Raw genomic sequence first — 24,065 nt, forward strand, 5'->3', positions numbered from 1 at the left:
GGACAGACATGGACGACAGAGCGACTAGCACGGGCGCGGACCAGCCGGAAGCGATCCTTCACGGCGGCGATCTCGCTGCGATCAGCCGTCGCTATCCGGACGCGCCACAGCCGTGGATCGATCTGTCGACTGGCATCAATCCCGTCGCCTACCCGGTGCCGACCATTCCGCCCGCAAGTTGGGCGCGCTTGCCGGCCCAGGCCGAAGACGACGCGCTGCGCGCAGCGGCTGCTGCGCGCTATGGCGTGGCGGGGCCCGAAATGATCGTTACCGCGCCCGGCACGCAGGCGCTGTTGCAGATCCTGCCGCGGCTGCGCCCACGCTCGAGGGTTGCCGTGCTCGCCCCGACCTACGAGGAGCATGCGCTGTGCTGGCGCCGCTGTGGGCATCGCGTCGGTCTGGTCGATGATGTCGATGCGCTCGCCGATGCTGATGTTGCCGTCGTCGTGAATCCCAACAATCCCACCGGCCGCCTGCTGCCCCGCGATGTGCTGGTCGGATTGGCCGCGACCTTGCGCCGGCGCGACGGCCTGCTGATCGTCGACGAAGCATTCATCGATCTTTGTCCCGCCGACGCCAGCCTCGCAGCCGACCTGCCGCCGGCGACGATCGTGCTGCGCTCGTTCGGCAAGACCTACGGCCTTGCCGGCGTCCGCCTCGGTTTCGCGATCGGCTCCGCTGACGTCGTCCGCCGACTCCGCGACGAGCTCGGTCCTTGGGCCGTATCCGGACCTGCGCTCGCGATCGGAACGACGGCCTTGGCCGACGCTGCTTGGCTGGAGCAGACACGCGCGCGGCTGGCGAACGACTGTCAGCGCATCGACGATCTTCTGAGCAAGGCCGGCTGCGCGGTCAACGGCGGCACGCCGCTGTTCAGGCTGATCACATCGCCGAACGCGCCTGACATCGCCGAGCGGCTCGCCCGGCACGGCATCCACGTCAGGCGCTTTCCGGCTCAGCCGAGCTGGCTGCGCTTCGGCCTGCCGGGCAATGCGTCCGAGTGGCACCGGCTGGCGCCGGCGCTCGGCGATGCCTTCTAACCGAGCACGCAGGCGGCAAGCAGCAGCGTTTCCGTGACCTCGATGCTGGCGCCATGGCAATCGCCGGTGATGCCGCCGAGCCGCCATTGCCAATAGAACGCGATTCCCGGAACGAGACCAATCGCGATCAGCGTCGGCACCGCGCCGGCCAGCGCGCCGATCGCGAGTGCGCCGCCCCAGGCGACGATGACGTTCCAGCCGACGCTGTTCGAGATGCTCGCCCCCAGCCCCGGCTTCAACGACAGCAGGGTCTTATTGCAGATCAAAGTCCCCCAGCGTGCCCAGGCCGGGATCAGCACCAGCGCCCAGGCCGTCGGGCCCGTCGCCAGCTCGGCGATCAGCACCAGCTTGGCGGCGATCTGCAAGCTGATCGCGACGACGGCAAAGCTGCCGGCATGGGGATCGCCCAGCACGGCGATGAAGCGTTCCGGCTTGCCATGCGAGGCGCCGAACGCGTCGGCGACGTCGCCGAGCCCATCGAGATGCAGCGCGCCGGTGATCCCGATCCAGGCGACCAGCACGGTCAGCGCGACGATCCACGGATCGGCATCATGAAAAAGGCGGGCGACCAGCGCCAGACAGGCGCCAATCACCAGTCCGGCTGCCGGAAACCAGACCGACGCCCGCGCCAGATCGTCCGGTCGTAACTCAGCGACCCGCGGTGTCGGCAGCCGTGTCAGGAATTGCAATGCGATCCAGAATTCACGAAGCATCATGGCTGGATGATCTCGACGATTTCGCCCCAAGGTACACCATCATCGCCCTGCCCCGCTTCGAGCGTGATCCGCGTGCCGGGCCGGATGCGCAGGCTCCACAGCTGGCGCAGCGGCCATCCGAGTAGCTGCGAGAGCGCTGCGCGCATGGCGCCGCCATGGGTCACCACGAGAACCGGCGCAGGCTCGGGCCGGACAAGGATACGATGTGTTGCGCGCGCCACTCGCGCCTGCAAATCGGACCAGCTCTCACCGTCCGGCGCCCGGACCTCAGCATCGGCATGGAAGGTGTCGAGCAAGGCTTCGCCTCCGGGCTCCGCGGCGATGTCGCGATGCGTCCGCCCGTCCCAGCGTCCGAAATCGAGCTCGCTCCAATCCGCATCGATGTCCAGCGCACAGTTGGTCTGCCGGGCATAATCCTCCGCTGCCGCACGTGCGCGCGCCAACGGCGAACTCACGACACTGTGCCAGATCCGGCTTTGCGTCTGCCGCCGGAATTGATCCCAGCCGGGCTCGCTGAGCGGTGGGTCGGTGCGGCCGTCGAGATAGCCGTCCCGTCCTGTCGTCCCGTGCCGCAGCAGATCGATCCGCATCAGGACTTGGCTCCCGAGACGGCGGCCTCCGCAAAGGTGGCCATGCCCCCGTGGAGCGCGCAGGCCAACCGAATGATCGGCAGCGCAGTGGCGGCGCCCGAGGCCTCGCCAAGCCGCAGATCGAGGTCGATCAGCGGACGGGCACCGAGCGCGTCGAGCACGATGGCGTGGCCGCGCTCGGCCGAGCGATGCGAGAACAGCAGCCACGGACGGCAGGAGGGATTGAGGCGGACGGCGGCCAGCGCCGCGACAGAGACGATGAAGCCGTCGACCAGCACCGGCCAGCGCCGCTGCGCGGCGGCGACGATCGCGCCGGCCATCGCAATGATCTCGAAACCGCCGACGGCGGCCAGGACGTCCGGGACGGCCGCGCCCGTCGTGAGCCCGTGTCGCCCCAACGCATCGGCAATCACCGCAGCCTTCCTGGCCCGTCCGTCGGCGTCGAGCCCGGTGCCGCTGCCGACGATGTCCGCGGGCGCGCATGACAGCAGCGCGGCGGCAATCGCTGCCGCCGATGTCGTGTTGCCGATCCCCATCTCGCCGAAGATCACGAGTTGCGGCGCGTGATCGGCCTGCCGCACCACCGCGCGCCGTCCGGCTTCGGCCGCAAACGCGACCTCCTCCAGCGTCAGCGCCGCCTCGGTGCTGAAGTCGCGCGTGCCGCGCCGCGGCTTGTCGACGATCACGCCGGGCACCGGCTCGCTCGCCAGCGTGCCGACGTCGACCACCTCCAGCGGACAGCCGAGGCTGCGCGACAGCACCGAGATCGCCGCACCGCCGCCGGCGAAGTTGTGGAGCATCTGGACCGTGACTTCGGGCGGATAGGCCGAGACCCCCCGCGCCGCGATGCCGTGGTCGCCTGCGAACAGCACCACCGGCACCCGGTCGGCCCCTGGACGTTCCGACGCCTGCAGCGCGGCCAGATCGACCGCCACCTGCTCCAATCGCCCAAGGGCGCCAAACGGCTTGGTCAACTGGGCCTGGCGTTCCAGCGCTGCCTGCCGATGGAGCTCGGACGGCGCCACACAATCAAGGCTGATCCATTCGGGAAGCACCACGGATCCTTTCAGCGTCACTCGGGTTCGGGACGATTGCCACTGCGAGGCGGCCGAGACAAGCTCCGTGAGGCGTCCTATTGTCATCGAAGCGTCATCGAACGTGACGACAGGTGGCTGCCCACCCAGCCCGAAAGACTCTCATGGAATACTTCCGCCGCTTCACCTTCCTGTTCGCCGCGCCCGTGTTCGAGACCGACGACCTTGCGGGGCTCCGCTTCAACCAGATCATCGAGGAGATCCAGCGCTCGGGCTTCGAGGTGGTGCGCGCCCGCAAGCTGGAGGACGCCGAGATCGCCGTGCAGACGGATGCCGCGATCGGCTGCATGGTCGTCGATTGGGGCAAGAAGGGCCTGGAAGGCAAGACGGCGTCGCTGATCAACCTGATGCGCCGTCGCGGACTGGACTTCCCGATCATCCTCCTGATCCGCCGCAAGCGGTTCGAGGATCTGCCGGTCGAGGTGCTCGACTTCATCGACGGATACGTCTTCCTGTCGGAGGAGACTCCAGCCTTCATCGCCAAGAACCTGGTCAGCCGGCTGAAGCAATATGCCGAGACGCTGAAGACGCCATTCTTCGGCGCGCTGGTCGACTATGCCGAGGAAGGCAACCAGCTCTGGACCTGCCCCGGGCACAATGGCGGCGTGTTCTATAGCCGCAGCCCGATCGGCCGGGTCTTCGTCGAGCATCTCGGCGAGGCCGTGTTCCGCGACGATCTCGACAATTCCGTGCTCGATCTCGGCGATCTCCTGACCCATGAGGGGCCGGCGCTGCGCGCGCAGAAGGAAGCCGCGCAGATCTTCGGCGCCGAGAAGACCTATTTCGTCCTCAACGGTACCTCGACCTCCAACAAGGTCGTGCTCGGGGCCCTGGTCACCGACGGCGACCTCGTGCTGTTCGATCGCAACAACCACAAGGCCGCTCATCACGGCGCGCTGCTGATTTCGGGCGGCGTCCCGATCTACGTCCCAACGGTTCGCAACCCCTGGGGCCTGATCGGCCCGATGCGCTGGGATCTGCTGGACGAAGAGCATCTGCGACAGCAGATCCGCGACAACCCGCTGGTCAAGGACCCCGACGCCTGGCGCAAGGAGCGGCCGTTCCGCGTCGCGGTGGTCGAGCAGTGCACCTATGACGGCACGATCCACAGCGCCGAGATGATCCTGAAGCGGATCGGGCACCTCTGCGACTACATCATGTTCGACGAGGCCTGGGCGGGCTTCATGAAATTCCACCCGCTCTACGCCGGCCGCTTCGCCATGGGCCTCGGCGACCTCGGACCCGACGCCCCCGGCATCATCGCCACGCAATCGACCCACAAGCAGCTCGCGAGCTTCTCCCAGGCCTCGCAGATCCACGTCAAGGACCGCCACATCAAGGGCCAGCGGCGGCGGGTCGAGCATCGCCGCTTCAACGAAAGCTTCATGCAGCACGCCTCGACCTCGCCGTTCTACCCGCTGTTCGCCTCGCTGGACGTCGGCGCGCAGATGATGAAGGGCCGCTCCGGTGAGGTGCTGTGGGACGACACGATCCGGCTCGGAATCGAATTGCGCAAGAAGATCAGGGCGATGCGCCGGGAATTCGAGGAGAAGGAGAAGGATCCGGCGCGGCGCTGGTTCTTCGAGCCGTTCGTGCCGGACCGGGTGTCGATCCCCGATGCGGCCAATCCCGGGGCTAGCCATGACGTGGCCTGGGAGGCGATCTCGACCGACCAGCTCGCGACCGATACCGCGCTGTGGCAGCTCACGCCGGGCGCGGCATGGCACGGCTTTCCGGATCTCGCCCCCGGCTTCGCAATGACCGATCCGAACAAGCTGACCCTGCTGACCCCGGGCTTCGATCGCGCCACCGGCGGCTATGCCGATCACGGCATCCCGGCTCCGATCGTCGCGCAATATCTGCGCGAGAACCGCATCGTGGCGGAGAAGAACGATCTCAACTCGCTGCTGTTCCTGCTGACGCCGGGGGTCGAGGCGAGCAAGGCGGGAACCCTGATCAGTGGCCTGGTCGCCTTCAAGCGGCTCCACGATGACAACGTGCTGCTGGAGGACGCCATTCCGGAGTTCACCCGCAAGCGCTTTGCGCGTTACGGCAAGCTGCGGCTGCGCGACCTCTGCGCCGAGATGCACCGCTTCTACCGCGAAGCCGAGGTGAGCGCGCTGCAGGCAAAGCAGTTCCAGCCGCAGCACATGCCGGAGATCGCGATGTCACCACGCGAGGCGGCGCGTGCGCTGATGCGCAACGAGGTCGACTACCTGCCGATCGATCGCATCTCCGACCGCATTGCGACGACCCCCTTCGTGGTCTATCCGCCGGGCATCGCCACCATCGTTCCGGGCGAGCGGCTATCCGACCGCGCCCAGCCGATGATCGATTACCTCAAGATGTTCGAGCGGGCGTTCAACGCCTATCCCGGTTTCGAGGTCGAAATACAGGGGCTGTATAAGGAGCTCGACGAGTCCGGCCGGATCCGGCTCCATACCTATGTCTGCGCAGAGTAATTCGAACCATGGACAGCGCGATCACGGCTCGCGACACCGAGCCGCCGGTCCTCGTCAGGCCGTCACGCGACGAGGATGTCGAGGCCATGCTCTCGATCTACCGGCGGCATGTCCGCCGCGGGGTCGAGGACAGCGCCGCCGGTTCCGGGGCGCCCGAGCCGGACGACCTCAAGCAGCGGCGCAAGAATCTGCGAAATCATCGGCTGCCACATCTGGTCGCGACATTCCGCGGCGAAGTCGTGGGCTATGCCTATGTCGTCTTGTTCAGGAAGCGGCCGGCCTACCGGTTCGCGGTCAAGCATTCGATCTATGTCCACCATGAGCATCTCGGCCGTGGTGTCGGCGGGCTGCTGATGCAGGCGCTGATCGATGCTTCCGCCGCGGCCGGATATCGCCAGATGATCGGCTATATCGACGCCGATAATGTCGCCTCGCTCGGCATTCATGAGCGCTTCGGGTTCGTCAGGGTGGGGCTGCTGCCAGGAGTAGCCTACCGTTTCGGCCGCTGGTGCGACACCGTGATGGTGCAGCGCTCGCTTGGCCCCGGGGCCAGCGACGCACCGGCTGGGATGGGCCGCTGAGCCGCAGGTCAGGACGGAAAGTCGGCCGCCTTCACCTCAATGCGGTCGGCATGCAGCGACCAGTCGCGCACCTCCTGCTGTTTACAGAATCTGGACTTTGCGATTTCTGCGGCTTCGCCTTCGCTGTCGGCCTCAACCTCCAACGTGCTCTGGCATATCTCGCACTGGCGGCCATTCTCGCCCAGCACGTCCTTCATGAAATGGATGACATAGCGCGACATGCAACCTCCTGCCTCTCACGCAGTGCTCGAAGGTGATGTTACCGCGCTTCTCCTCCCGCTGTTCACCGATATCAAGCGGCCGATGCAAATATTTGACGCAGCGGTGGAACCGGCGCTCAGGCGCCCACCGAAGGCAGGCTCGCGGCGGCGATCGCGACGAACTCCGAGACGGCGCGACGGACGCGGCCGTGGGTCGACTTCAGGATGGCGTTCAACCGGCGCATCGGACCAATTTCCCTTCCGCGCCGAGCGAAAAACGTGGCCTAAGCTCATGGCGCCCCTGGAAAAATGATCAGCCACCACCGGGCTGTCGAGACGGCTCCGAAAATAGCAATGTCCGCTTCGCCGAAGCCGCCCTGGAGAGAAGATTTATTGCTGCGTCGCAGCTTGCGACGCATGAAATCTTCTCCCCGCAATCACTTCTCTCCTGGCTACGAGGGCGTCACTCCGAACGCCTCGCGGAAACGAGCGCTGTAGCGCGGCCAGGCCTCGGGATTGATCAGGCGCGGCGGCCGGCCGCCGTCGAGCGCGGCGAGCAGTTGCTCGGCCGCGATCCGGCCCATGTTCTGCCGCGCCTCCCGCGTCACGCCGGCGGTGTGCGGGCTCGCCAGCACGTTGTCGAGCTGCAGCAGCGGATGGTCCGGCGGCGGCGGTTCCTTGGCCCAGACGTCGAGCCCGGCGCCGGCGAGGCGCTTTTCGCTGAGCGCGGCGAACAGCGCCTCCTCGTCATGGATGAAGCCGCGGGCGGTGGTGACGAAATAGGCGCTAGGCTGCATCAGCGCGAACTCGCGGGCACCGATCATGCCGCGGCTTTCCTTCGTCAGCGGGCAGTTGATCGAGACGAAATCTGAGCGCCGCATCAGGTCATCGAGTTCCACCTTCTCCGCGCCGCGTGCGGCGATCTCATCGGACGACAGATATGGGTCATAGGCCAGCACCGTCATGCCGAGGATGCCGCGGCACAGCTCGGCAACCCGGCGGCCGACATTGCCAAGCCCGACGATGCCGATCGTCCGTCCCTGCACCTCGTTGCCGATCAAATCGTTGCGGTTGACGTCGCGCTCCCGGCGCAGCCGGCGGTCGGACTGGATGATGCGCTTCGACAGGGTCAGCATCATGCCGAGCGTGTGCTCCGCCACCGAATGGGCGTTGCCGCCGGACTGGTTCACGACGAGGACCCCGGCCTCGGTGCAGGCGTCGACGTCGACCGGGTCGTATCCGGCCCCGTTGCTGGACACGACGAGGAGGTTTGGGGCGCGGCGCAGCAGGTCTGCATCGACGTGGAAGCGCGGCGCGAGCTCGTCGCGGGCCGCCCCGATCTGGTAGGCGTGAGCCGCCGCGAGGATCGCCGCCGTCTCGGCCTCGGAGCTCTCGTTCTCCAGCCGGTCGAGCCGGACGTCGGGGCGCGCGGCGAGCAGCTCGCTGAAGATCGGGTGGGCCAGGTATTTGACGTAGAAGACGCGCTTGGAATTCGTGACCATGAACAGCCGACCTCCTGGTTTCTTGGTTCTTGATTTCGGACTTGAAAGGTGGATGCCTGACCGGCCGGGCCGGCATGTTGACAATCGTTCCGGTGCCGTCAAGCTCAGCGCCAAGCCCCGTGCGCCGGGCCCCCATCAGGAACGACCGGAGGAACAGCAATGGCCGCCGATGCCGATGCGGCGCGATCAGCAACCGCTGTGCCGAATTGGCACGAGATCGTGCTGCAGACGTTCAAGCACAACGCCGTCGACCTCATCCCCTACGTTCCCGACCGGGTGCTGACGCCACTGATCCAGAACCTGCACGACGATCCGTTCTTCACGACCTTTGCGACGGCGCGCGAGGAGGAAGCGGTCGGCATTCTCACTGGGGCCTGGATGGGCGGCCGACGCGGCGCGCTGTTGATGCAGACCTCGGGCTTCGCCACGCTCGCCAACGTGCTGGCCTCGCTGATCGTGCCCTGCCAAATCCCGCTGATCATGATCGTGTCCGAGCGCGGCACGCTGGGCGAGTTCAATGTCGGCCAGTCGCTGGTGTGCCGAACCATGCGGCCAGTGCTCGATGCACTGGCCATGGAGCACCACACCATGACGCGGCTCGACGAGCTCGAATTCGTCGTCGACCGCTCGATCAAGCAGGCGGTGGCGACCCAGGCGCCGGTGGCGCTCATCCTCTCGCCTTTGCTCACCGGCGGAAAGGTGTTCGCATGAGCGCCCCTCACAGCAACACCAAGATCATGAACCGCTACGACCTCACCTGCCGTCTGGTCGCGAAGCTCAAGCACGAGGAAGCCGTCATCGGCGGCATCGGCAACACCAATTTCGACCTGTGGGCCGCCGGCCAGCGGCCGCAGAATTTCTACATGCTCGGCAGCATGGGGCTGGCCTGCCCGATCGCGCTCGGCGTCGCGCTGGCGCAGCCGCAACGCCCTGTGTTCGCGCTCGAAGGCGACGGCTCGCTGCTGATGCAACTGGGCTGCCTGACCACGATTGCCACGCTGGCGCCGAAGAATTTGGCCATCATCGTCATGGACAACGGCGTCTACCAGATCACCGGCAGCCAGCCGACGCCGGCCCGGAACGCCGACATCGTCGCCATTGCCGCCGGCTGCGGCATCGGCGCCAGCCATTGGGCCGCAGACGAGGAAGATTTCGAACGCTTGATCGCTCTTGCGCTCGAGACGCCCGGCCCGGTGCTGATTGCGGCGAAGATCGACGACAAGCCCGGTGTGGGCGCCACCAGGCGCGATCCGGCACAGATCCGCGAGCGCTTCATGCAGGGTCTGGGAGTCCGGCAGCCGATCTGAGGCGCCGGACGAAAGCTGTTCGCGGTACGATGAGAAGGCCATGTTCCGGCTTCCGAGCCACGTTAACTAAACCGGTGCCTCAAGCGACCGTGACCCCGGTTCGTGGCCCGGAACGTGCTAAGCAGCGTCCATGATGATCGTCATTCGCCTCTCGGCCTGGCTGCTCGCCGCAGCCGTTGCCTTCGCAACGCTGGGCCCGCCCAACTATAGGCCACATTCGCACCTGGGACAGGACGGCGAACACGCCCTCGCCTTCATCCTGATCGGCCTTGCCTTCGGCCTCGCCTATCGCAGTCATCGGCTGCTGACCACCGGGATTGCGGTGATCCTGATCGGTGCACTCGAACTCTCGCAGTTCCTGGCGCCGGGACGTCACGCGCGGCTGGAAGACTTCATCGTCGACGCCGCGGCCGCCTGCCTCGGATTCGGCCTGTCCGCGGCCATCGACTGGCTCATCCGACAGATCCGCACGCAGACCGCATGACGAGAGGCCCCGCCGCTGATGCGACGAGGCCCCTGTCGTCAGAACGTCAGATCACTCGATGATCTTGATGACGCGGCGCGTGCGCGGATCGACGATCACGCGGCGATCGTTTACGACGGCGTAGCGATACTCGGTGTAGCGCGGCACCGGACGCAGCTCGACGGTGGCGGGCAGCGGCTCGCCGACCACGACGCGCTCATGGACGACCACCGACGGCGCGCGCTCGGCCTCGATCGAGTTGATCACCGCGTTCGGAATTTCCAGGCCAGCACCGACGGCGGCGCCGACCGTTCCACCCACCATGGCGCCGACCGGACCGGCAACGGCGCCGCCGGCCGCAGCGCCATTGGCGGCACCTTCGACGGTCGTGGACTGTGCGAACGCAGCGGCCGACGCCAGCAGCGAGGTGGCGATCAGCGAAACGGCAAGACGGGTTCTCATCATTGTCTCTCCTCCAGTGCTTTCGAGATGCCGATCAACACCAAGGGATCGCCTGCAGTTCCGGTTCCAAATGGCCGAAACTTCATCATGCCACCGGGAACAAAACCTCGAACTCGTCGAGGACGACAGAAGTGCTCAGTTGCTATCCACGTTTCAAACAACCACGCGCAGGTTCGCACTCTCGCGGCGGATCACGCCCGAGTCCCACGATCGACGGCCCTTCGATGAATCGAGAGGGCGCAGGGAATGCCGGGTGAAGGCCTCACCCATGGCCCGCCTGCTGAAAAAAATGCAGGCGGCAGGTACCACAGGCAAAGCCGATCAACCGGCATTCCCTGCGCGGCGGTCTTAACGCTTCTTTCGCGCTCTCCTCGGGGACCGGCTGATTGACCCCGTCGCTCGCGCGAGGGCATGAGCCCTCGCCGCGCGCTTGACCTCGGCACCGGGAGGCCAGGACCACACGACTTCGCGTCCGTGATGTGTCGTTCGTCTGCATGCGCAAGCACATGCTGCGACATCTCACGGCCACCGCATCCCTGCCCCACGTGTCGTGACGATCGCGCGCAACGTCCCTCTCATCGAGGCAGGATGCGCACATGATGCATGATTTCTGAAAAATGGAAAGCACTTTCTTGGCTTCGCAGCGATGTGCGCGAGATCAGCTTGATTTCGTGGATAAATTCGATTCGTCCGATGCGGCGTGCCGTAGCCCTGGCGGCGCGCGTTTCAACCACGTGCGTACAAAGTGCCCAGACTGATTTGCCCGACGAGCGCGCAACCCTTGTTCTTCGGATCGCTTCTGGCCCGTCACGACCTTCCCGGTCGATGCCGGCGATGTCTGCGCTGGAGGCCACATCGAAGCTAATCGTGGAATGGTCGGCAGACAGCTCTTGACCAAAGCGGAACCGGCAGCCGTTATTGCGCAAGGCGATGGAGTTCGATCGATCGGATGATGGACAGATGAAGCTGGTGAGGGTGACGCTGGTCGCGGCGTTCATGCTTGGGAGCATGCAACCGAGTCATGCCGCCGTGCGCATTGTTTTTGATCAGGGCGGGCGGATCGGAAACTATATCGACAGGTTCAAACTTTTACGCGACTTCGGCGCGTCCGTCATCATCGACGGGATCTGCGCCGGCGCCTGCACGCTCGTGCTGGCGTACATTCCCCACGACAGCATCTGCGTGACCCCAAGAGCCGTGTTCGGCTTCAGGGTCGCGGACAATCCTGGGCCCGATGGGAAGGCAATTCCCAACCCTGAAGCCACGCAGATGCTCTATGATCGTTACCCACCCGCGGTCAGGCAATGGATTACGCGACACGGCGGCATGACCGCGCGCGCGATCTACCTCCGCGGCCGGCAACTCCAAGCGCTGTATCGGCCCTGCACCACCGATGTCGAAGGTGGACGCGGCCAGCCACGGTAGCCAGTGCCCACGAATGATGCTGCGCCGGGTCACCATGACGAGACGACCTCGCAGCGGCCGGGCTCGAGGCCACCCAAGAGTTGGGTTCAAATACCGAGTCTGAAGCCGAGCCGCTTCTTGAATTGCTAAAGGACTGTAAACGCGCCGGTGATTTTGACGGCTTTGCGCCTCAACGGCAGCTTGCGCTTTATCGGCGATATTGCGGGCTCACCTCGTAAAGCTGCCATGTCTGCTTCTGACCCATTGCGGACGTGGCCTAAGCAATCGATAAATCACTATTAAGCGTGTAAATGGGCGGAAGTGGCCCCACCGACTAGTTTGAAGATATCCTAACATAGTCCGAAGCGATGGTTGTCCCATGTCTCGCGCCGCCCCGGCGACAATACTCTCTCTGGCTGATCGATTTGCACTGTGGGTGTCGACAGGCCGCATTACAGATGGTCTTTGGATCGGAAGTTCTCAATCGGATTCGGAGCCAGATCTCCAGCGCGTCGAAGCGGCGCTTCATCTGATTGAACAGTACGCCCCACTTCACTACCAGCGTGTCAAGAATAACCTATCTCGAATTTGGGTGACGCTCGTTCCGCACGGAGCCGGTTGCTATCGGCATTCGATGAACGCCTGCTTGCTGGACGAACGCGTCATGGCTTCTGAAAACGCATCGATCGAATGGATCGCAACCGCGATTGTACACGAGGCGACCCATGCCAGGCTGGAGAAATGGGGTATCCGCTACGACGAAGCGGCCCGCCACCGGATCGAACGGATTTGCGCTCGAAGAGAACTTGATTTTGCTCGGCATTTGTCAGGAGTCGACGCCCTGCACGAAGAGATCACTTGGAGGCTCGACCGACACAATGAGAAGGACACATCCTATACCGACCAAAACATGTGGCAGAAAATAGATCAGGGCCATGCGGAGATTCTTCGTCATCTGGGAATGCCAGAATGGATTATAGCTCTAGTGTTTAGGGCGAGGACTCTACTCAACGGGATTCGCCGCTTCACACGACGCTCAGCCAGTGTTTCAATTCGATGACCTCGTACCCCAAGGACGTCAGCTTGTGGCCCATCTCGGACCTTTCGATCGTCGCGTGTGATGTCCGCTCGGGGGGCTCAACCGGAAGTAATCCACGGCGGGACCGAAAGGCGGCTTTTGACCCACAGCGGACGCAATGACGGACTGCGGAGCAACGGATATTGTCCAGCCGAGGGCGGCCACCAGGGGAGCTAGATCGTGGATCTTTCGATTATCGTTCACGATGCCGAGGAGGCCGTGCGGGTCTCAACGCTTGCAGAATTTGAAAGAGTAATCCGCATGGCTCGCGACGAAGCGCGAACGCTGGACACGTTGAACATCATCTCCCTCCAGGCCCCAAACGGCAATGATCTTGCGTTGGTCGTGGGTGGCGACGAGACCGTCCTCGCTTTTCAGTTCGGTCACCACAATCCGCCGTACTATGTAAGTCGCGGCGATCAGTCCAGCACGCATCCGGTTATGACTTGCTACGTCGGGCTCGCTCATCACACGGAGTTTCCGCGCAAATATGTGATACCCTTTGAAAAGGGCCTAATTGCCGCTCAAGAGTTTGCTGAATCTGAGACGCTCCCGAAGTCGATAGAGTGGATGGAGACGTGATCGACTGTCTGCATATGGCCCGTTCCGGACCTTCCGGAGTGGCGCTGAGAATGTCCGCTCTCGGGCCCGATCGGAAGTAGGCGCCGGAGTGCCTCAGGGCCCCTTTTGACCCCAAGCGACCCACCAAGGCTTGCTTTCATCAACTCTCGCCGGCCGCGGCGGAACATTCCGGGTTGACACCGGTTCGCCCAAGTTCCAGTGCGCTTGGAGCCGCCACGCGTTTTCTCAAGGGGTCCGCTGATGTCATCGTCCGATGTGGTCAGGAGTGCTCACGACCGCCGTCAACGAAGGCTGCTGATCGTGCTGGCCTTGGGATTTATCGCCTTTGGCGCCGCCGCGGCGGGCCTGTTCTACGTCTTGCAGCCCGAAGCTCTCCGGATCGCCGTCGGACCGGCGGGGAGTGACGACCACAAGGTGGTCCAGGCGATGGCCGACGCCTTCGGTGAGGAAAGCAGGACCGTCCGGCTCTCCCCGATCACGACCGGCGGAGCGGCTGAATCCCTGGCCCTGCTGGCCGCCGACAAAACCGATCTGGCGGTCGGCCGCGGCGACCTCGGCATGCCGCCCGATGCGCAAACACTGGCGGTCCTACGCAAGAACTATGTCGTGCTGTGGTCGCCCTCCGGGCGACGCGGCAACGAGCCCAAGCAGAAGGCCAGCGGCAAGATCGCAGATATCGCCCATCTGGCAGGTCACAAGGTCGGCATCATCGGGCGGACCGGAGCAAATGTCGCAGTGCTCCAGACCATTCTGGAGGGGTCCGGCGTGCAACCCGATAAGGTCGCCACGGCTCAATTCGGGACAGACGAGGTCGAGAAGCTTGCGCAAGACCCCACCCTCGATGCGTATCTCGCCGTCGGTCCGCTCGACAGCAAGATCACGGTGGACGCGATCACCGCGACCTCCCGAGCCCGCGGAGCTCCGACGTTTCTTCCGATCGAAGCATCGGAGGCCATTGCCCTGAAGCATCCGCGCTACGAGGCCGAGGAAATTCCAGCCAGCGTCTTCAATGCAAAACCAGCCTGGCCGGAGGACAATGTCGACACGATCAGCGTCAATCACCTGATCCTGGCCAAGAAGGGGCTCTCCGAAGCCAAGGCGGCGGCCTTCTACCGGCAGCTTTTCGCGGTCCGCGACACGATCACGCAAGGCCTCGCCGGCGCTTCGCACATCATGAAACCCGACACGGAGAAGGAGACCGAGCCTTCCGTGCATCGAGGCGCCGCGGCGGTGATCAACGGCACGGAGCGAACCTTTCTGGACAAGTACAGCGACTACTTCTGGTTCGCCTTGCTCGTTCTTTCCGGCATCGGTTCGGCCGCCGAATGGCTGCGCCGCTATCTGAACCGGGATGAACTGGAGGACAACACCAGCGGCCGCAACCGCATTCTTGCGGCGGTGTCGGAGGTGCGCAATGCCGGCTCGGAACACGATCTGCTGACCTGGCAACGGGAGGTCGACGGGATCATCGCCGAGACCCTCAAGGGCTATGACGATGGAGCCATCGAACAGGAGGACTTGGCGGCATTCGGCCTCGTCCTCGAACTCTTCAACCATGCCGTCGCCGAAAGGCGAGCGACGCTGCAGAGCGGCGCCTCCGATCAATCATGGACGACAGGTCCAACCCTCGCCTCTCGGCGATAGGCTCGGCTCATGAGGAGGAGATTTCGTGAGTCGACACCAGTTCGAACGGACCTTGCCACCGGACTTTTCCGATGTTCTGGACGGAGGACGCCGCGTGGCGAGCGCGTAGCAGCGTCCGCAAACAGCCATCGGGCGCGACGGATCGACGCCAGTGCGATGCCGCCGCGCCGTTCAGTCGATGATGCCCGGCCCTTCGGTCATCGCGCGCGCAACGCCCTCCTTCATCTGCTTCACCACCTCCGGCGCGTGCCCCTGCCACAGGACGACCTCGGCAATGATGCGCAGCGGCGCGCGGGATCGATGAGACCGCGTCGGATTTCCCGGGAACTTCTTGTCCGTCAGGTTCGGGTCGTCGACGAACGGACCGGTGGGCTCGACGACGTAGATCCGTCCCCGTCCGTCACCGGCAGCCAACTCGGCGCCCCAGATTGCCGCGTCCAGCGTGGCCGTGAAGTAGACCCAGGACAGCGGCTCCGCGTCGGTGAAATTGGAGACATATCCGACCGCGATCATGTCGCCCGGCCGCAAATCGGCTCGCGTGCCGTGAAAGAAGGATTGTGCAAACACGGTCGCAACAGATGACATCGGTGACCTCGATGGGTTTCCAGCACTCGTCATCTGTCGCGGAGCGGCAGTCGAATGCAAATGATCGTTTCGTCGGTTGAAGACTCTGTCGGCGAGCTACCCGCCTCTCTCGTTCCGCCACCTAGCTAGTCCACCAGCGCCGCGTGGCCTGGCACGTCTCCAGCGCCCGCTGATAGCCGGCACGGGCGCGCAGCCGCGTCATGTACGCCTGCACCGTATCCCCGAATACGACACCGGCGTTCTTCCGCGCCATCTCGAGCGCGTAGCCTACGGAGATGTCCGCCGCGGTGAACGCATCGCCGGCCATGTAGGGCCCGCGCTCCAGCTGTCGCGTCACCAGGCTCAATCGGGTCGTGAACACGTTCATCGCCTGACGCGCGCTCCAGTTGTTGCGCTCGCTTTCAGGCGCAAGGTGCCGGGCTCCCGAAACGAAATAAAGCGAGGCTGCGAGGCCGGCCTCACCGAGGTGGAGAAACTGCTGGTAGGCAGGAAAAGCAACATCATGTGCCGCGGGCGCCAGCGCTGTCGGCCCATACCGCCCCAGGATGTACTCCATGATCGCAACGGACTCGACCATCGTGACATCGCCATCGCGGATCGCCGGAATGAATCCGGCGGGATTGATCGCCAGGAACTCGGCGTCGTTCTCGACCCCGGCCAGGAGGTCCACGTCCCGAAGCCGGTATGGGAGTTCCATCTCTTCCAGCAGCCATACGACGCGGAAGCCTCTGCCCTCTCCGAACACCGTGATCATCGTTCGCAACCTCCTCCGTTGTCCGCTCCCAGGACGGCCCTCCGTTCGTCAGCCCGACATGCGGCCGGAGATTTTCTCAGCGGCTCCTCGAACTCCGGCTTGGCGCAGCACATCATGATCAGACTCGAAGATGAAAAGACGCACTAAAGATGTCGGCGGCTAGCCCATCCCAAACCGTCCAAACAGGTGGGAGCACAGCCCGCTTTCAGGTCTGAAGCAGAAGCAGGCGACCAAGGCCCTCAATGGCTGCATTTGACCCGCAGCGGGCATCCTAAGCCTACGAAACGAGCTGGGATCAGCGGCTCGAAAGTGTTTGGATAGCCCGCCACGCTGCCTTTCGAACGTGACCGTCGACGTCCGAGGACAGCTGTGACAACACTGGTAGAATGTCAGGGACTGAAAACTTCTCGGCTAACTCGCAAGCCCATTGCCGGTGTCGGGCAAGCTCATCAACTTGGAATGCATCGAAAAGCGTTCGCCAATGGGCAGAGTGGGCTCGCTGCCGCAGGACCCAAGCAGCTTCGCGCCGAATTTCATTTTCCGAGGCGTCGTTGTAGATGCGAAACACCGTCGGAAAATCTGCATCGACCCAGGTTGTACCCAGCGTGCGAATAGCGGTTTGCCGTGTCGCTTTGGATGGATTTGCCAGTAGAGCTACCACAAGCTCGTGCGCCTCTTGCAACTCCCATTGTGCGACGACTTCACACGCTGTGCGCACAACGTATTCTGATGGATCACGGAGAGCCCTCAAAATGATAGAGCGCAACTCGCGCCCATGTGGGTGACGTCCGATTGCATCAATAGCCGCCCGTCGTTCAAATTGATCTTCGAGTCCGGCTGCGTTGGCCAGTGCCTTTAGTGCCGCCGCACCTTCTTGCAAGGCGAGTTTGCGTATGACTTGGTGGGTAGTCGGCGGGTGCGCGCCGGAGGGCGAATTGCAGGACACGACAGCGTTCCAATGTAGGATTGTTCTACTGTTGCACCAAGCGGGGCAGTTCTGCAATTGGCCCAACGCGGACTTTTCAGCCGACGCTGGCGACGTCGGCTCGCAGACATTAACTGGAAAAGGCCGGTGAAGGGACCAAGGAATCAAGCTCAGCCGGCCGGAACGATCGCCCGGTCCGTCAGCCAGCCAAGTCCCTCCGCGGTCGTCGCCCGCGGCTTGTATTCGCAGCCGATCCAGCCGGGATAGCCGATCGCATCGAGGTGGCGGAACAGGAAGGCGTAGTTGATCTCGCCGGTGCCGGGCTCGTGGCGGCCCGGATTGTCGGCGAGCTGGATGTGCGCGATGCGGGCGAGATGCTTCTGCATCGTGCGGGCCAGATCGCCCTCCATGATCTGCATGTGGTAGATGTCGTACTGGACGAACAGATTGTCGGACTCGACCTCCGAGATCAGCTGCAGCGCCTGGGCGGTGCGGTTGAGGACAAAGCCGGGAATGTCGAACGTGTTGATCGGCTCGATCAAGAGCTTGATCCCCTGCGCTTTCAGCGCGGTTGCGGCAAAGCGCAGGTTGCGGACCAGCACCTGGTTGAGCTCGCGCGGGTCGGCATCATCAGGCGCTATCCCGACGAGGCAGTTGACCTGGCGGCAGTCGAGCGCCCGCGCGTATTCGATGGCGCGACGAACGCCGTCGCGGAATTCGTCGACGCGATCCGGCAGGATCGCGATGCCGCGCTCGCCCGCGGCCCAATTGCCGGCGGGCAGATTGTGCAACACCTGCGTCAGCCCGTGGCGCGTCAGCTGCTCGCGCAGCTCCGCCTTGTCGAAATCATACGGGAACAGATACTCGACGCCGCTGAAGCCAGCCGCCTTGGCGGCGGCAAAGCGGTCGACGAACGGAAGCTCGTTGAAGAGCATCGTAAGATTCGCAGCAAAGCGCGGCATGTCATGGTCCTCGAATTGGTCCTCGAATGAGAGCGGTCGCTGCGATCAGGCCGGCTGCAAGGTGCGCGGCGGCTCGGCCGGGGTGTCGTCGACCGGCAGGTCGAGCACCTCCTCGAATTCGACGACGTTGTCGATCTCGGTCCCCATCGCAATGTTGGTGACGCGTTCGAGCACGAACTCGACCACGACAGGCACCTGGTACTCCGCCATCCATTCGCGCGCGATCGCAAACGCCGCCTGCGCCTTGTCGGGATCGGTCACGCGGATGGCCTTGCAGCCGAGACCTTCGGCGACGGCTATGTGATCGACGCCGTAGCCGCCAACCTCCGGCGCATTGATGTTCTCGAACGACAGCTGGACCTGGTAGTCCATCGAGAAGCCGCGCTGCGCCTGCCGGATCAGGCCGAGATAGGCGTTGTTCACGACGACGTGGATGTAAGGCAGGTTGAACTGGGCGCCGACCGCGAGCTCCTCGATCAGGAACTGGAAATCATAGTCGCCCGAGAGCGCGACGATCTCGCGTTTGGGATCGGCGGCGCGTACACCGAGCGCAGCCGGCAGGGTCCAGCCCAACGGACCCGCCTGCCCCGCATTGATCCAGTGGCGCGGGCGGTGGACGCTGAGGAACTGGGCGCCACCGATCTGCGACAGGCCGATGACGCTGATATAGCAGGTGTCGCGGCCGAACGCCTTGTTCATCTCGTGATAGACGCGCTGCGGCTTGATCGGCACCTGGTCGAAATCGCTCCGCCTGAGCATCGTGCGCTTGCGATCCTGGCACGCCGCGGGCCACGCCTGCCGCTCGCGCAGCTTGCCAGCCTTGCGCCACTCGCGCGCGACGGTGATGAACAGCTCGAGCGCCGCCTTGGCGTCCGAGACGATGCCGAGATCGGGATTGAACACGCGGCCGATCTGGGTCGGCTCGATGTCGACATGCACGAAGCTGCGACCCTTGGTGTAGGTCTCGATCGATCCGGTGTGGCGGTTGGCCCAGCGGTTGCCGATGCCGAGCACGAAATCGGACTCCAGGAAATTGGCGTTGCCATAACGGTGGCTGGTCTGCAGGCCGACCATGCCGGCCATCAGCACATGATCGTCGGGAATGGCGCCCCAGCCCATCAGGGTCGGCACGACAGGAACGTTCACGGTCTCGGCGAACGTCACGAGGAGTTCGCTGGCATCGGCGTTGATGATGCCGCCGCCGGCGACGATCAGCGGGCGCTCGGCGGCATTGAGCATCTCCAGCGCCTTCTCGATCTGCTTGCGGCTCGCCGCGGGCTTGTAGACCGGCAGCGGCGTGTAGGTCTCGTCGTCGAACTCGATCTCGGCGAGTTGCACGTCGAGCGGCAGGTCGATCAGCACCGGTCCCGGGCGGCCGGAGCGCATGATGTGGAAAGCCTGGCTGAACACGCGCGGCACGAGGCCAGGCTCGCGCACCGTGACCGCCCATTTGGTCACGGGCTTGGCGATCTGCTCGATATCGACGGCCTGGAAATCCTCCTTGTGGAGCCGGGCCCGCGGCGCTTGGCCGGTGATGCAGAGGATTGGAATGGAGTCTGCGATCGCCGAATAGAGCCCGGTGATCATGTCGGTGCCGGCCGGGCCCGAGGTGCCGATGCACACGCCGATGTTGCCGGCCTTGGCGCGGGTGTAGCCCTCGGCCATGTGCGAGGCGCCCTCGACGTGGCGGGCGAGAATGTGGCGGATCGAGCCGCGCCGCTGCAGCGCGGAATAGAGCGGGTTGATTGCAGCTCCGGGAACGCCGAAGGCGCAGGTGACGCCTTCCTTCTCCAAGATACGCACCGCAGCATCGATCGCCCGCATCTTCGCCATCTCGCGCCTCCCTCTGGTTGATGCGCGAGCTTCGCTGCTGGCAGCTACGATCTCAATTCACTCGTCGATTTTTCCCACGATGCGGCACGCTCGGCAAAACCGCGGCGGCCTCAGTTAGTTAGGACAGAAGTCAGCTGACATGTCCTAACAGCATGACGGCTCGATCACGCTATTCGAACAGCGGCGCGAGCTCCATCTGCGGCACCAGCACGAGGCCCTTGTCGGTGATACGAATTTCCGGAATGACCGATAGGGGAATCAGATTGAAGCCCATGTAGGGAATGGTGCAGCCCGCCTCCACCCATTCGGTCTTCAAAAGCTTGACCTCATCGGCGACCTCGGTGACGCGCTTGTCCGACAGCAGGCCTGCGATCGGCAGCGGCACCATCGCCCTCACCTTGCCATCGGCAACGACGCAGACACCGCCCTGGTGCGCGCCGATCGCGGCGACGGCCGCCTGCATGTCCGCTTCGTTGGTGCCGGCGACGATGATGTTGTGGCTGTCATGGCCGACGCTGGACGCGACGGCGCCGCGCTTCAGGCCGAAATCCTTCAAGAGCCCATGCGCCACATTGCCAGCCGACTTGCCGTGGCGCTCGATCACCGCGACGAAACAGAGCCCATGGCGCGCGAACAGAGTTTCCCAATCGTTCGCCGGCTCGATCGCGACCTTGTCATGGATCAGCGTGATGCCCGGCAGCGCCGTCTTGATCGCATTCACGGTGCACGCCTTGGTCGGCAGCTCCGGCGTCAGTTTCATCTGCGCCGGCAGCTTCACCGTGGCATAGGCGGCCTTCGGATACTGATAGCGCTGCGACAGCGCCTGATCGAGACGCGGCGTGATCCTGCCCTTGTCGACGACGAGCTCGCCGCCATACCAGGTCGTTTGCGGCTTGAGGCCGTCGTCGAGCAAAACCAGATCGGCGCGGCGGCCGCCGCCGAGGCCGCCGATCTCGCCATCCATCGCAAAGCGCGTCGCGCCGTGCAGCGAGCCCATCGACCACGCCTGCTCCGGCGACATCCCCGCCTTCACCGCCTCGCGCACCACCCAGTCGAGTCCAAACAGCATGAGATCGTCGGCATCGCGATCGTCGGTGCACACCGCCGTGCGCTTGTGCGAGGCGCCGAGCTCGGTGATGGTGCGGATCGCCTGCGGCAGGCTGTGCCACGGGGTCGTGGGCGGACCACCGCGCAGGAAGATCCAGACGCCGGCATCCAGGAGATCATCGGCGATGTCGCGGTCGATCGCCTCATGCGTGTCGGTGACACCGCTCGCCGCATAGGCGGCGACGAATTCGCGGCCATAGACATGGCCTGACACCGGCCGTCCCCGCTGCAGGGCCGCGGCGAGAATGGCATGGCTGCGCTCGTCGCCCATGCAGACCGGCACGAAATCCATCTTCTCGCCGAGCGCGACCGCCTCGGGCCAGCGATCGAACAGGCCGGCGATCTTGTCCGGCGTGAGGTCGCCGCCCGCGGTCTCCAGCGCCGCCGATGTCGCCGGCACCGTCGAGGGCACGGTGAGGAAGATCGACAGCGGCGCCTGCCGCGCATCCTCCAGCATCGCCTCGACACCGGCGACGTCCATCACGTTGCCGATTTCGTGGCTGTCGCAGAAGATCGTCGTCGTGCCGTTGAGCAGCGCGGCCTCGGCATAGGCGCAGGCCGTCACCATCGAGGATTCGATGTGGATGTGCGGATCGACCAGCCCCGGCGCGATGATGCCGCCGGCCGCGTCATGGAGCGCGAAACCGCTGCCGAGCGCCTTGTGGGCACCAGCCGGCTTCACCGCCGCGACCCGCCCGCCGGTGATCCACAGTTCGCGCGAGGGGTGGATGCGCTCCGAATAGGTCGAAAGCACGCGCGCGCCGGTGATCACGAGATCGGGCGCAACGCGGCCCGAAGCGACATCGGCGAGGCGCCGCGTCATCGTGTGCAGAGGGGCGACCGAGAAGCGGGTGAGTTTGGTCATGGCACGAACTCGCTGGACGTGTTGGGCGATGCACCGCGATGGTTGCGCGATGCACGCGTCCCGGCAAGCCCAAATAGATCGGCAGCCCTGACCACGGCTTGAGCAGCGGGTGAATAGCCCCCTCGTCCCTCCCCTCGAAATATCCGCGCCTCCATTGTCCTCGGAGACGGACCGCAACATCGGATTGCCCAACGCTCGAGCCGACGAGCCAGGGAGCTCGACAGCAACTCAGGCCGGGCCGAAGCGTCCTTACGGACGCTCCTTCACAACGCGGCAATGCTCACTGCTGCTACGGCGCGCAGACGCAGTTGCAGCCGGCTGCCGTGAGCGTCATGTGCGCCTTGTTGCCTTTGGTGCAATGGTCTTGCGTAAGGACGCAATGAGGTCCACGCGGGGAGGCACGCTTGACGGCTGTGCAAGTCCCCGGGCCCGGGGCCTGGGCGAATGCCGATTCGGAGACAAATAACAGGCCGAGGGCCAAGGCACCGATGATCGGAATGCTCCCGCCCCTCCTTCGCCGATGCCACGCAGTCAAGTCGTCGCCGTGGTTGGCTGACCGCGATTTCGTCCGCACATGAGTGGCCATATCAAGCTCCCTTCGTTTGCAAGGCCTTCATAATCAGGCCGCGGCTTCAGAACGTTGGCCGGCTTCAGGGCGAACAACATTTGTTATCGCCCGACACTCCAGCTTTGCGGGACGGTCGCACCGACGCCGCTTAGCCTAGTAAGTGCAACGGCAACTTTAAATTACATTTATTAGGATAGTATCATAGAGATTGCATATCGGCAACGAGCAGAAGCGCGAAATCGCTCAACGGCACGCGAGGAAAGGGTTGAGCTGAATTTTGGACGGAAGGCGCCCCAAGCGACGAACAAGGGAATCATTCCGGTGATGGTGCACTCACCCCTCCGCCCGTGCGTTGGAGTCAGTTGCACTGTCATCGAAACGTTGCACCCTGCCGAAACATCCTGTTACCGAAACGTTCCGGCCGGCGGCGTCACGCCGCCGAGCGCCGCCGTGAGCTCGGCCGCGACATCCCGCACCATTGCTCCGATCACAGCCACCCGCTCATCGGTCAGCCGGCTCGCCAGGCCCGAGACCGAGATCGCCGCCAACGGCTCGCGGCAGGAATCGTGGACGACGGCGGCGATGCAGCGCAGGCCGATGCGCGCCTCCTCGTCGTCGACGGCATAGCCCTGGCGGCGGATGGTCTCGAGCTCGCGGAACAGGTCGCTGGCGCGGATGATGGACTTCTCGGTCAGGCGCGGCATGCCCTGGCGGTGGATGATGCCGTTGACGTCGTCGTCGGAATAGGTCGCGAGCACGGCCTTGCCCATGCCGGAGGCGACCATCGCCAAGCGGCCGCCGACCTTGGTCAGCGAGCGCATGATCTCGCGGCTCTCCAGCCGCATCAGCACCATCAGCGATTCATCGTCGACGACGGCGAGATTGGCGGTCTCGCGCGACTGGTCGCGCAGCCTTCGCAGATAGGGAATCGCCAGCGCCACGAAATTGCGCCGGCGCGTGAAGGTCGCGCCGACGGCAAAGCTCTGCGCGCCGACATGCCATTTCGACTCCATGCGGTCGAACTGCACGAAGCGGCGCTTTTCCAGCGTCGTCAGCAATCGATGGACGGTGGAGGTCGACAAGCCCGCACGCACGGCGAGATCGCTGAGGCGATAGCCTTCATCGTCCTCGGCGAGAATCTCAAGGATCTGCAGGGCGCGTCCGACGGATTGCACGCCGCCGTCGCGGGGCTCGGCCGCGGCATCTGCGCGGGACTCAATCGTCTTGCGACGGATCACGTGGCGCCTCTTTGCACCGTCATCGAAGGCGGCGCCGTTGCAGGACGGACGGATCTTGCTTGGGTATGCCTACAAAGAAAGTGCCGCTCCGGCGAGGGGCCGG

At 64.5% G+C, this 24,065-nt stretch carries 25 protein-coding genes; 10 read left to right on the forward strand and 15 right to left on the reverse strand.

Features of this window, described 5'->3' with window-relative positions; all coding sequences use genetic code 11:
* Positions 1-8 precede the first annotated feature (8 nt).
* Positions 9-1,040, forward strand: a complete 1,032-nt coding sequence (cobD, locus tag QX039_RS26505; RefSeq protein WP_315770412.1) for a threonine-phosphate decarboxylase CobD — start codon at positions 9-11, stop codon at positions 1,038-1,040.
* On the opposite strand, the gene QX039_RS26510 is transcribed toward cobD, so the two are convergent.
* Genes QX039_RS26510 through cobT form a run of 3 tightly spaced genes read right to left on the reverse strand, consistent with a single transcriptional unit; the run spans position 1,037 to position 3,401 of the window.
* Entirely contained in the window at positions 1,037-1,756 is a 720-nt protein-coding gene (locus tag QX039_RS26510; RefSeq protein WP_315770413.1) for an adenosylcobinamide-GDP ribazoletransferase, read from the reverse strand. The two genes, cobD and QX039_RS26510, sit on opposite strands and share 4 nt — an antisense overlap.
* Positions 1,753-2,346 (reverse strand): histidine phosphatase family protein, encoded by a 594-nt coding sequence (locus tag QX039_RS26515; protein WP_315770414.1) that lies wholly within the window; start codon positions 2,344-2,346, stop codon positions 1,753-1,755. The genes QX039_RS26510 and QX039_RS26515 overlap by 4 nt, the downstream gene beginning before the upstream one ends.
* Positions 2,346-3,401 (reverse strand): nicotinate-nucleotide--dimethylbenzimidazole phosphoribosyltransferase, encoded by a 1,056-nt coding sequence (cobT, locus tag QX039_RS26520; RefSeq protein ID WP_315770657.1) that lies wholly within the window; start codon positions 3,399-3,401, stop codon positions 2,346-2,348. The genes QX039_RS26515 and cobT overlap by 1 nt, the downstream gene beginning before the upstream one ends.
* Positions 3,402-3,544: 143 nt before the next feature.
* Here cobT and QX039_RS26525 point away from each other — a divergent pair, with 143 nt between their 5' ends.
* Together QX039_RS26525 and QX039_RS26530 are read left to right on the forward strand one after the other, a co-directional pair.
* Positions 3,545-5,902: an Orn/Lys/Arg decarboxylase N-terminal domain-containing protein gene (locus QX039_RS26525; RefSeq protein WP_315770416.1), complete on the forward strand. Its 2,358-nt coding sequence runs from the start codon at positions 3,545-3,547 to the stop codon at positions 5,900-5,902.
* A gap of 8 nt (positions 5,903-5,910) precedes the next feature.
* Positions 5,911-6,483 carry a GNAT family N-acetyltransferase gene (locus tag QX039_RS26530; RefSeq protein WP_315770418.1) on the forward strand — a complete coding sequence of 191 codons (573 nt, stop codon included), beginning with the start codon at positions 5,911-5,913 and terminating at the stop codon, positions 6,481-6,483.
* A gap of 8 nt (positions 6,484-6,491) precedes the next feature.
* On the opposite strand, the gene QX039_RS26535 is transcribed toward QX039_RS26530, so the two are convergent.
* The 3 genes from QX039_RS26535 to QX039_RS26545 all read right to left on the reverse strand — a co-directional run bounded on the left by QX039_RS26535 (position 6,492) and on the right by QX039_RS26545 (position 8,185).
* The gene (locus tag QX039_RS26535; RefSeq protein ID WP_315739782.1) at positions 6,492-6,704 is read right to left on the reverse strand and encodes a hypothetical protein; all 213 of its coding nucleotides are present in this window, start codon (positions 6,702-6,704) and stop codon (positions 6,492-6,494) included.
* 269 nt (positions 6,705-6,973) lie between these two features.
* Positions 6,974-7,102, reverse strand: a complete 129-nt coding sequence (locus QX039_RS26540; protein WP_315770419.1) for a hypothetical protein — start codon at positions 7,100-7,102, stop codon at positions 6,974-6,976.
* Positions 7,103-7,135: 33 nt separating this feature from the next.
* Positions 7,136-8,185, reverse strand: a complete 1,050-nt coding sequence (locus QX039_RS26545) for a hydroxyacid dehydrogenase (protein ID WP_315770421.1) — start codon at positions 8,183-8,185, stop codon at positions 7,136-7,138.
* 159 nt (positions 8,186-8,344) lie between these two features.
* Here QX039_RS26545 and QX039_RS26550 point away from each other — a divergent pair, with 159 nt between their 5' ends.
* The 3 genes from QX039_RS26550 (at position 8,345) to QX039_RS26560 (ending at position 9,976) form a co-directional block, all read left to right on the forward strand.
* The gene (locus QX039_RS26550) at positions 8,345-8,896 is read left to right on the forward strand and encodes a thiamine pyrophosphate-binding protein (RefSeq protein ID WP_315770423.1); all 552 of its coding nucleotides are present in this window, start codon (positions 8,345-8,347) and stop codon (positions 8,894-8,896) included.
* Positions 8,893-9,492, forward strand: coding sequence for a thiamine pyrophosphate-dependent enzyme (locus QX039_RS26555; RefSeq protein ID WP_315770425.1), 600 nt, complete (start codon positions 8,893-8,895; stop codon positions 9,490-9,492). Before QX039_RS26550 ends, QX039_RS26555 begins: the two co-directional genes overlap by 4 nt.
* Before the next feature lie 130 nt (positions 9,493-9,622).
* Entirely contained in the window at positions 9,623-9,976 is a 354-nt protein-coding gene (locus tag QX039_RS26560; RefSeq protein ID WP_315739787.1) for a VanZ family protein, read from the forward strand.
* Between the two features lie 51 nt (positions 9,977-10,027).
* Here QX039_RS26560 and QX039_RS26565 read toward each other — a convergent pair whose 3' ends face one another.
* Together QX039_RS26565 and QX039_RS26570 are read right to left on the reverse strand one after the other, a co-directional pair.
* Complete coding sequence (locus QX039_RS26565; RefSeq protein WP_315770427.1) at positions 10,028-10,417, reverse strand: DUF1236 domain-containing protein; 390 nt, start codon at positions 10,415-10,417, stop codon at positions 10,028-10,030.
* Between the two features lie 575 nt (positions 10,418-10,992).
* Positions 10,993-11,415 (reverse strand): hypothetical protein, encoded by a 423-nt coding sequence (locus QX039_RS26570; protein ID WP_315770429.1) that lies wholly within the window; start codon positions 11,413-11,415, stop codon positions 10,993-10,995.
* Here QX039_RS26570 and QX039_RS26575 point away from each other — a divergent pair.
* The 4 genes from QX039_RS26575 (at position 11,378) to QX039_RS26590 (ending at position 15,125) form a co-directional block, all read left to right on the forward strand.
* Positions 11,378-11,842, forward strand: a complete 465-nt coding sequence (locus QX039_RS26575; RefSeq protein WP_315770431.1) for a hypothetical protein — start codon at positions 11,378-11,380, stop codon at positions 11,840-11,842. The genes QX039_RS26570 and QX039_RS26575 overlap by 38 nt on opposite strands.
* A gap of 358 nt (positions 11,843-12,200) precedes the next feature.
* Positions 12,201-12,881, forward strand: coding sequence for a hypothetical protein (locus tag QX039_RS26580; RefSeq protein ID WP_315770433.1), 681 nt, complete (start codon positions 12,201-12,203; stop codon positions 12,879-12,881).
* A 198-nt stretch (positions 12,882-13,079) separates the two neighbouring features.
* Positions 13,080-13,481, forward strand: coding sequence for an Imm1 family immunity protein (locus tag QX039_RS26585; protein ID WP_315770435.1), 402 nt, complete (start codon positions 13,080-13,082; stop codon positions 13,479-13,481).
* Between the two features lie 240 nt (positions 13,482-13,721).
* Positions 13,722-15,125, forward strand: a complete 1,404-nt coding sequence (locus QX039_RS26590; RefSeq protein WP_315770437.1) for an ABC transporter substrate-binding protein — start codon at positions 13,722-13,724, stop codon at positions 15,123-15,125.
* A gap of 171 nt (positions 15,126-15,296) precedes the next feature.
* On the opposite strand, the gene arr is transcribed toward QX039_RS26590, so the two are convergent.
* The 7 genes from arr to QX039_RS26620 all read right to left on the reverse strand — a co-directional run bounded on the left by arr (position 15,297) and on the right by QX039_RS26620 (position 23,962).
* Entirely contained in the window at positions 15,297-15,710 is a 414-nt protein-coding gene (arr, locus tag QX039_RS26595; RefSeq protein WP_315770438.1) for an NAD(+)--rifampin ADP-ribosyltransferase, read from the reverse strand.
* A gap of 121 nt (positions 15,711-15,831) precedes the next feature.
* Positions 15,832-16,464 (reverse strand): glutathione S-transferase family protein, encoded by a 633-nt coding sequence (locus QX039_RS26600; protein ID WP_315770439.1) that lies wholly within the window; start codon positions 16,462-16,464, stop codon positions 15,832-15,834.
* 295 nt (positions 16,465-16,759) lie between these two features.
* Positions 16,760-17,410 carry a HEAT repeat domain-containing protein gene (locus tag QX039_RS33100; protein WP_409997737.1) on the reverse strand — a complete coding sequence of 217 codons (651 nt, stop codon included), beginning with the start codon at positions 17,408-17,410 and terminating at the stop codon, positions 16,760-16,762.
* A 149-nt stretch (positions 17,411-17,559) separates the two neighbouring features.
* Positions 17,560-18,351: a hydroxypyruvate isomerase gene (gene hyi / locus QX039_RS26605; protein ID WP_315770440.1), complete on the reverse strand. Its 792-nt coding sequence runs from the start codon at positions 18,349-18,351 to the stop codon at positions 17,560-17,562.
* A gap of 45 nt (positions 18,352-18,396) precedes the next feature.
* Positions 18,397-20,184 (reverse strand): glyoxylate carboligase, encoded by a 1,788-nt coding sequence (gene gcl, locus QX039_RS26610; protein WP_315770441.1) that lies wholly within the window; start codon positions 20,182-20,184, stop codon positions 18,397-18,399.
* A gap of 169 nt (positions 20,185-20,353) precedes the next feature.
* Entirely contained in the window at positions 20,354-22,156 is a 1,803-nt protein-coding gene (locus QX039_RS26615) for an adenine deaminase (protein ID WP_315770442.1), read from the reverse strand.
* A 972-nt stretch (positions 22,157-23,128) separates the two neighbouring features.
* Positions 23,129-23,962, reverse strand: coding sequence for an IclR family transcriptional regulator (locus QX039_RS26620; protein WP_315739804.1), 834 nt, complete (start codon positions 23,960-23,962; stop codon positions 23,129-23,131).
* Between the last annotated feature and the right edge of the window lie 103 nt (positions 23,963-24,065).

It is taken from the genome of Bradyrhizobium sp. SZCCHNR1043 (assembly GCF_032489675.1).
Classification (GTDB): domain Bacteria; phylum Pseudomonadota; class Alphaproteobacteria; order Rhizobiales; family Xanthobacteraceae; genus Bradyrhizobium.

Excerpts from the sequence above, each read along its gene's own strand:
- cobD (WP_315770412.1), top strand. The coding sequence starts at position 9 with ATGGACGACAGAGCGACTAGCACGGGCGCGGACCAGCCGGAAGCGATC.
- QX039_RS26510 (WP_315770413.1), bottom strand. The coding sequence starts at position 1,756 with ATGATGCTTCGTGAATTCTGGATCGCATTGCAATTCCTGACACGGCTG.
- QX039_RS26515 (WP_315770414.1), bottom strand. The coding sequence starts at position 2,346 with ATGCGGATCGATCTGCTGCGGCACGGGACGACAGGACGGGACGGCTAT.
- QX039_RS26525 (WP_315770416.1), top strand. The coding sequence starts at position 3,545 with ATGGAATACTTCCGCCGCTTCACCTTCCTGTTCGCCGCGCCCGTGTTC.
- QX039_RS26530 (WP_315770418.1), top strand. The coding sequence starts at position 5,911 with ATGGACAGCGCGATCACGGCTCGCGACACCGAGCCGCCGGTCCTCGTC.
- QX039_RS26535 (WP_315739782.1), bottom strand. The coding sequence starts at position 6,704 with ATGTCGCGCTATGTCATCCATTTCATGAAGGACGTGCTGGGCGAGAAT.
- QX039_RS26540 (WP_315770419.1), bottom strand. The coding sequence starts at position 7,102 with ATGCGTCGCAAGCTGCGACGCAGCAATAAATCTTCTCTCCAGGGCGGC.
- QX039_RS26545 (WP_315770421.1), bottom strand. The coding sequence starts at position 8,185 with ATGGTCACGAATTCCAAGCGCGTCTTCTACGTCAAATACCTGGCCCAC.
- QX039_RS26550 (WP_315770423.1), top strand. The coding sequence starts at position 8,345 with ATGGCCGCCGATGCCGATGCGGCGCGATCAGCAACCGCTGTGCCGAAT.
- QX039_RS26555 (WP_315770425.1), top strand. The coding sequence starts at position 8,893 with ATGAGCGCCCCTCACAGCAACACCAAGATCATGAACCGCTACGACCTC.
- QX039_RS26560 (WP_315739787.1), top strand. The coding sequence starts at position 9,623 with ATGATGATCGTCATTCGCCTCTCGGCCTGGCTGCTCGCCGCAGCCGTT.
- QX039_RS26565 (WP_315770427.1), bottom strand. The coding sequence starts at position 10,417 with ATGAGAACCCGTCTTGCCGTTTCGCTGATCGCCACCTCGCTGCTGGCG.
- QX039_RS26575 (WP_315770431.1), top strand. The coding sequence starts at position 11,378 with ATGAAGCTGGTGAGGGTGACGCTGGTCGCGGCGTTCATGCTTGGGAGC.
- QX039_RS26570 (WP_315770429.1), bottom strand. The coding sequence starts at position 11,415 with ATGAACGCCGCGACCAGCGTCACCCTCACCAGCTTCATCTGTCCATCA.
- QX039_RS26580 (WP_315770433.1), top strand. The coding sequence starts at position 12,201 with ATGTCTCGCGCCGCCCCGGCGACAATACTCTCTCTGGCTGATCGATTT.
- QX039_RS26590 (WP_315770437.1), top strand. The coding sequence starts at position 13,722 with ATGTCATCGTCCGATGTGGTCAGGAGTGCTCACGACCGCCGTCAACGA.
- arr (WP_315770438.1), bottom strand. The coding sequence starts at position 15,710 with ATGTCATCTGTTGCGACCGTGTTTGCACAATCCTTCTTTCACGGCACG.
- QX039_RS26600 (WP_315770439.1), bottom strand. The coding sequence starts at position 16,464 with ATGATCACGGTGTTCGGAGAGGGCAGAGGCTTCCGCGTCGTATGGCTG.
- hyi (WP_315770440.1), bottom strand. The coding sequence starts at position 18,351 with ATGCCGCGCTTTGCTGCGAATCTTACGATGCTCTTCAACGAGCTTCCG.
- gcl (WP_315770441.1), bottom strand. The coding sequence starts at position 20,184 with ATGGCGAAGATGCGGGCGATCGATGCTGCGGTGCGTATCTTGGAGAAG.
- QX039_RS26615 (WP_315770442.1), bottom strand. The coding sequence starts at position 22,156 with ATGACCAAACTCACCCGCTTCTCGGTCGCCCCTCTGCACACGATGACG.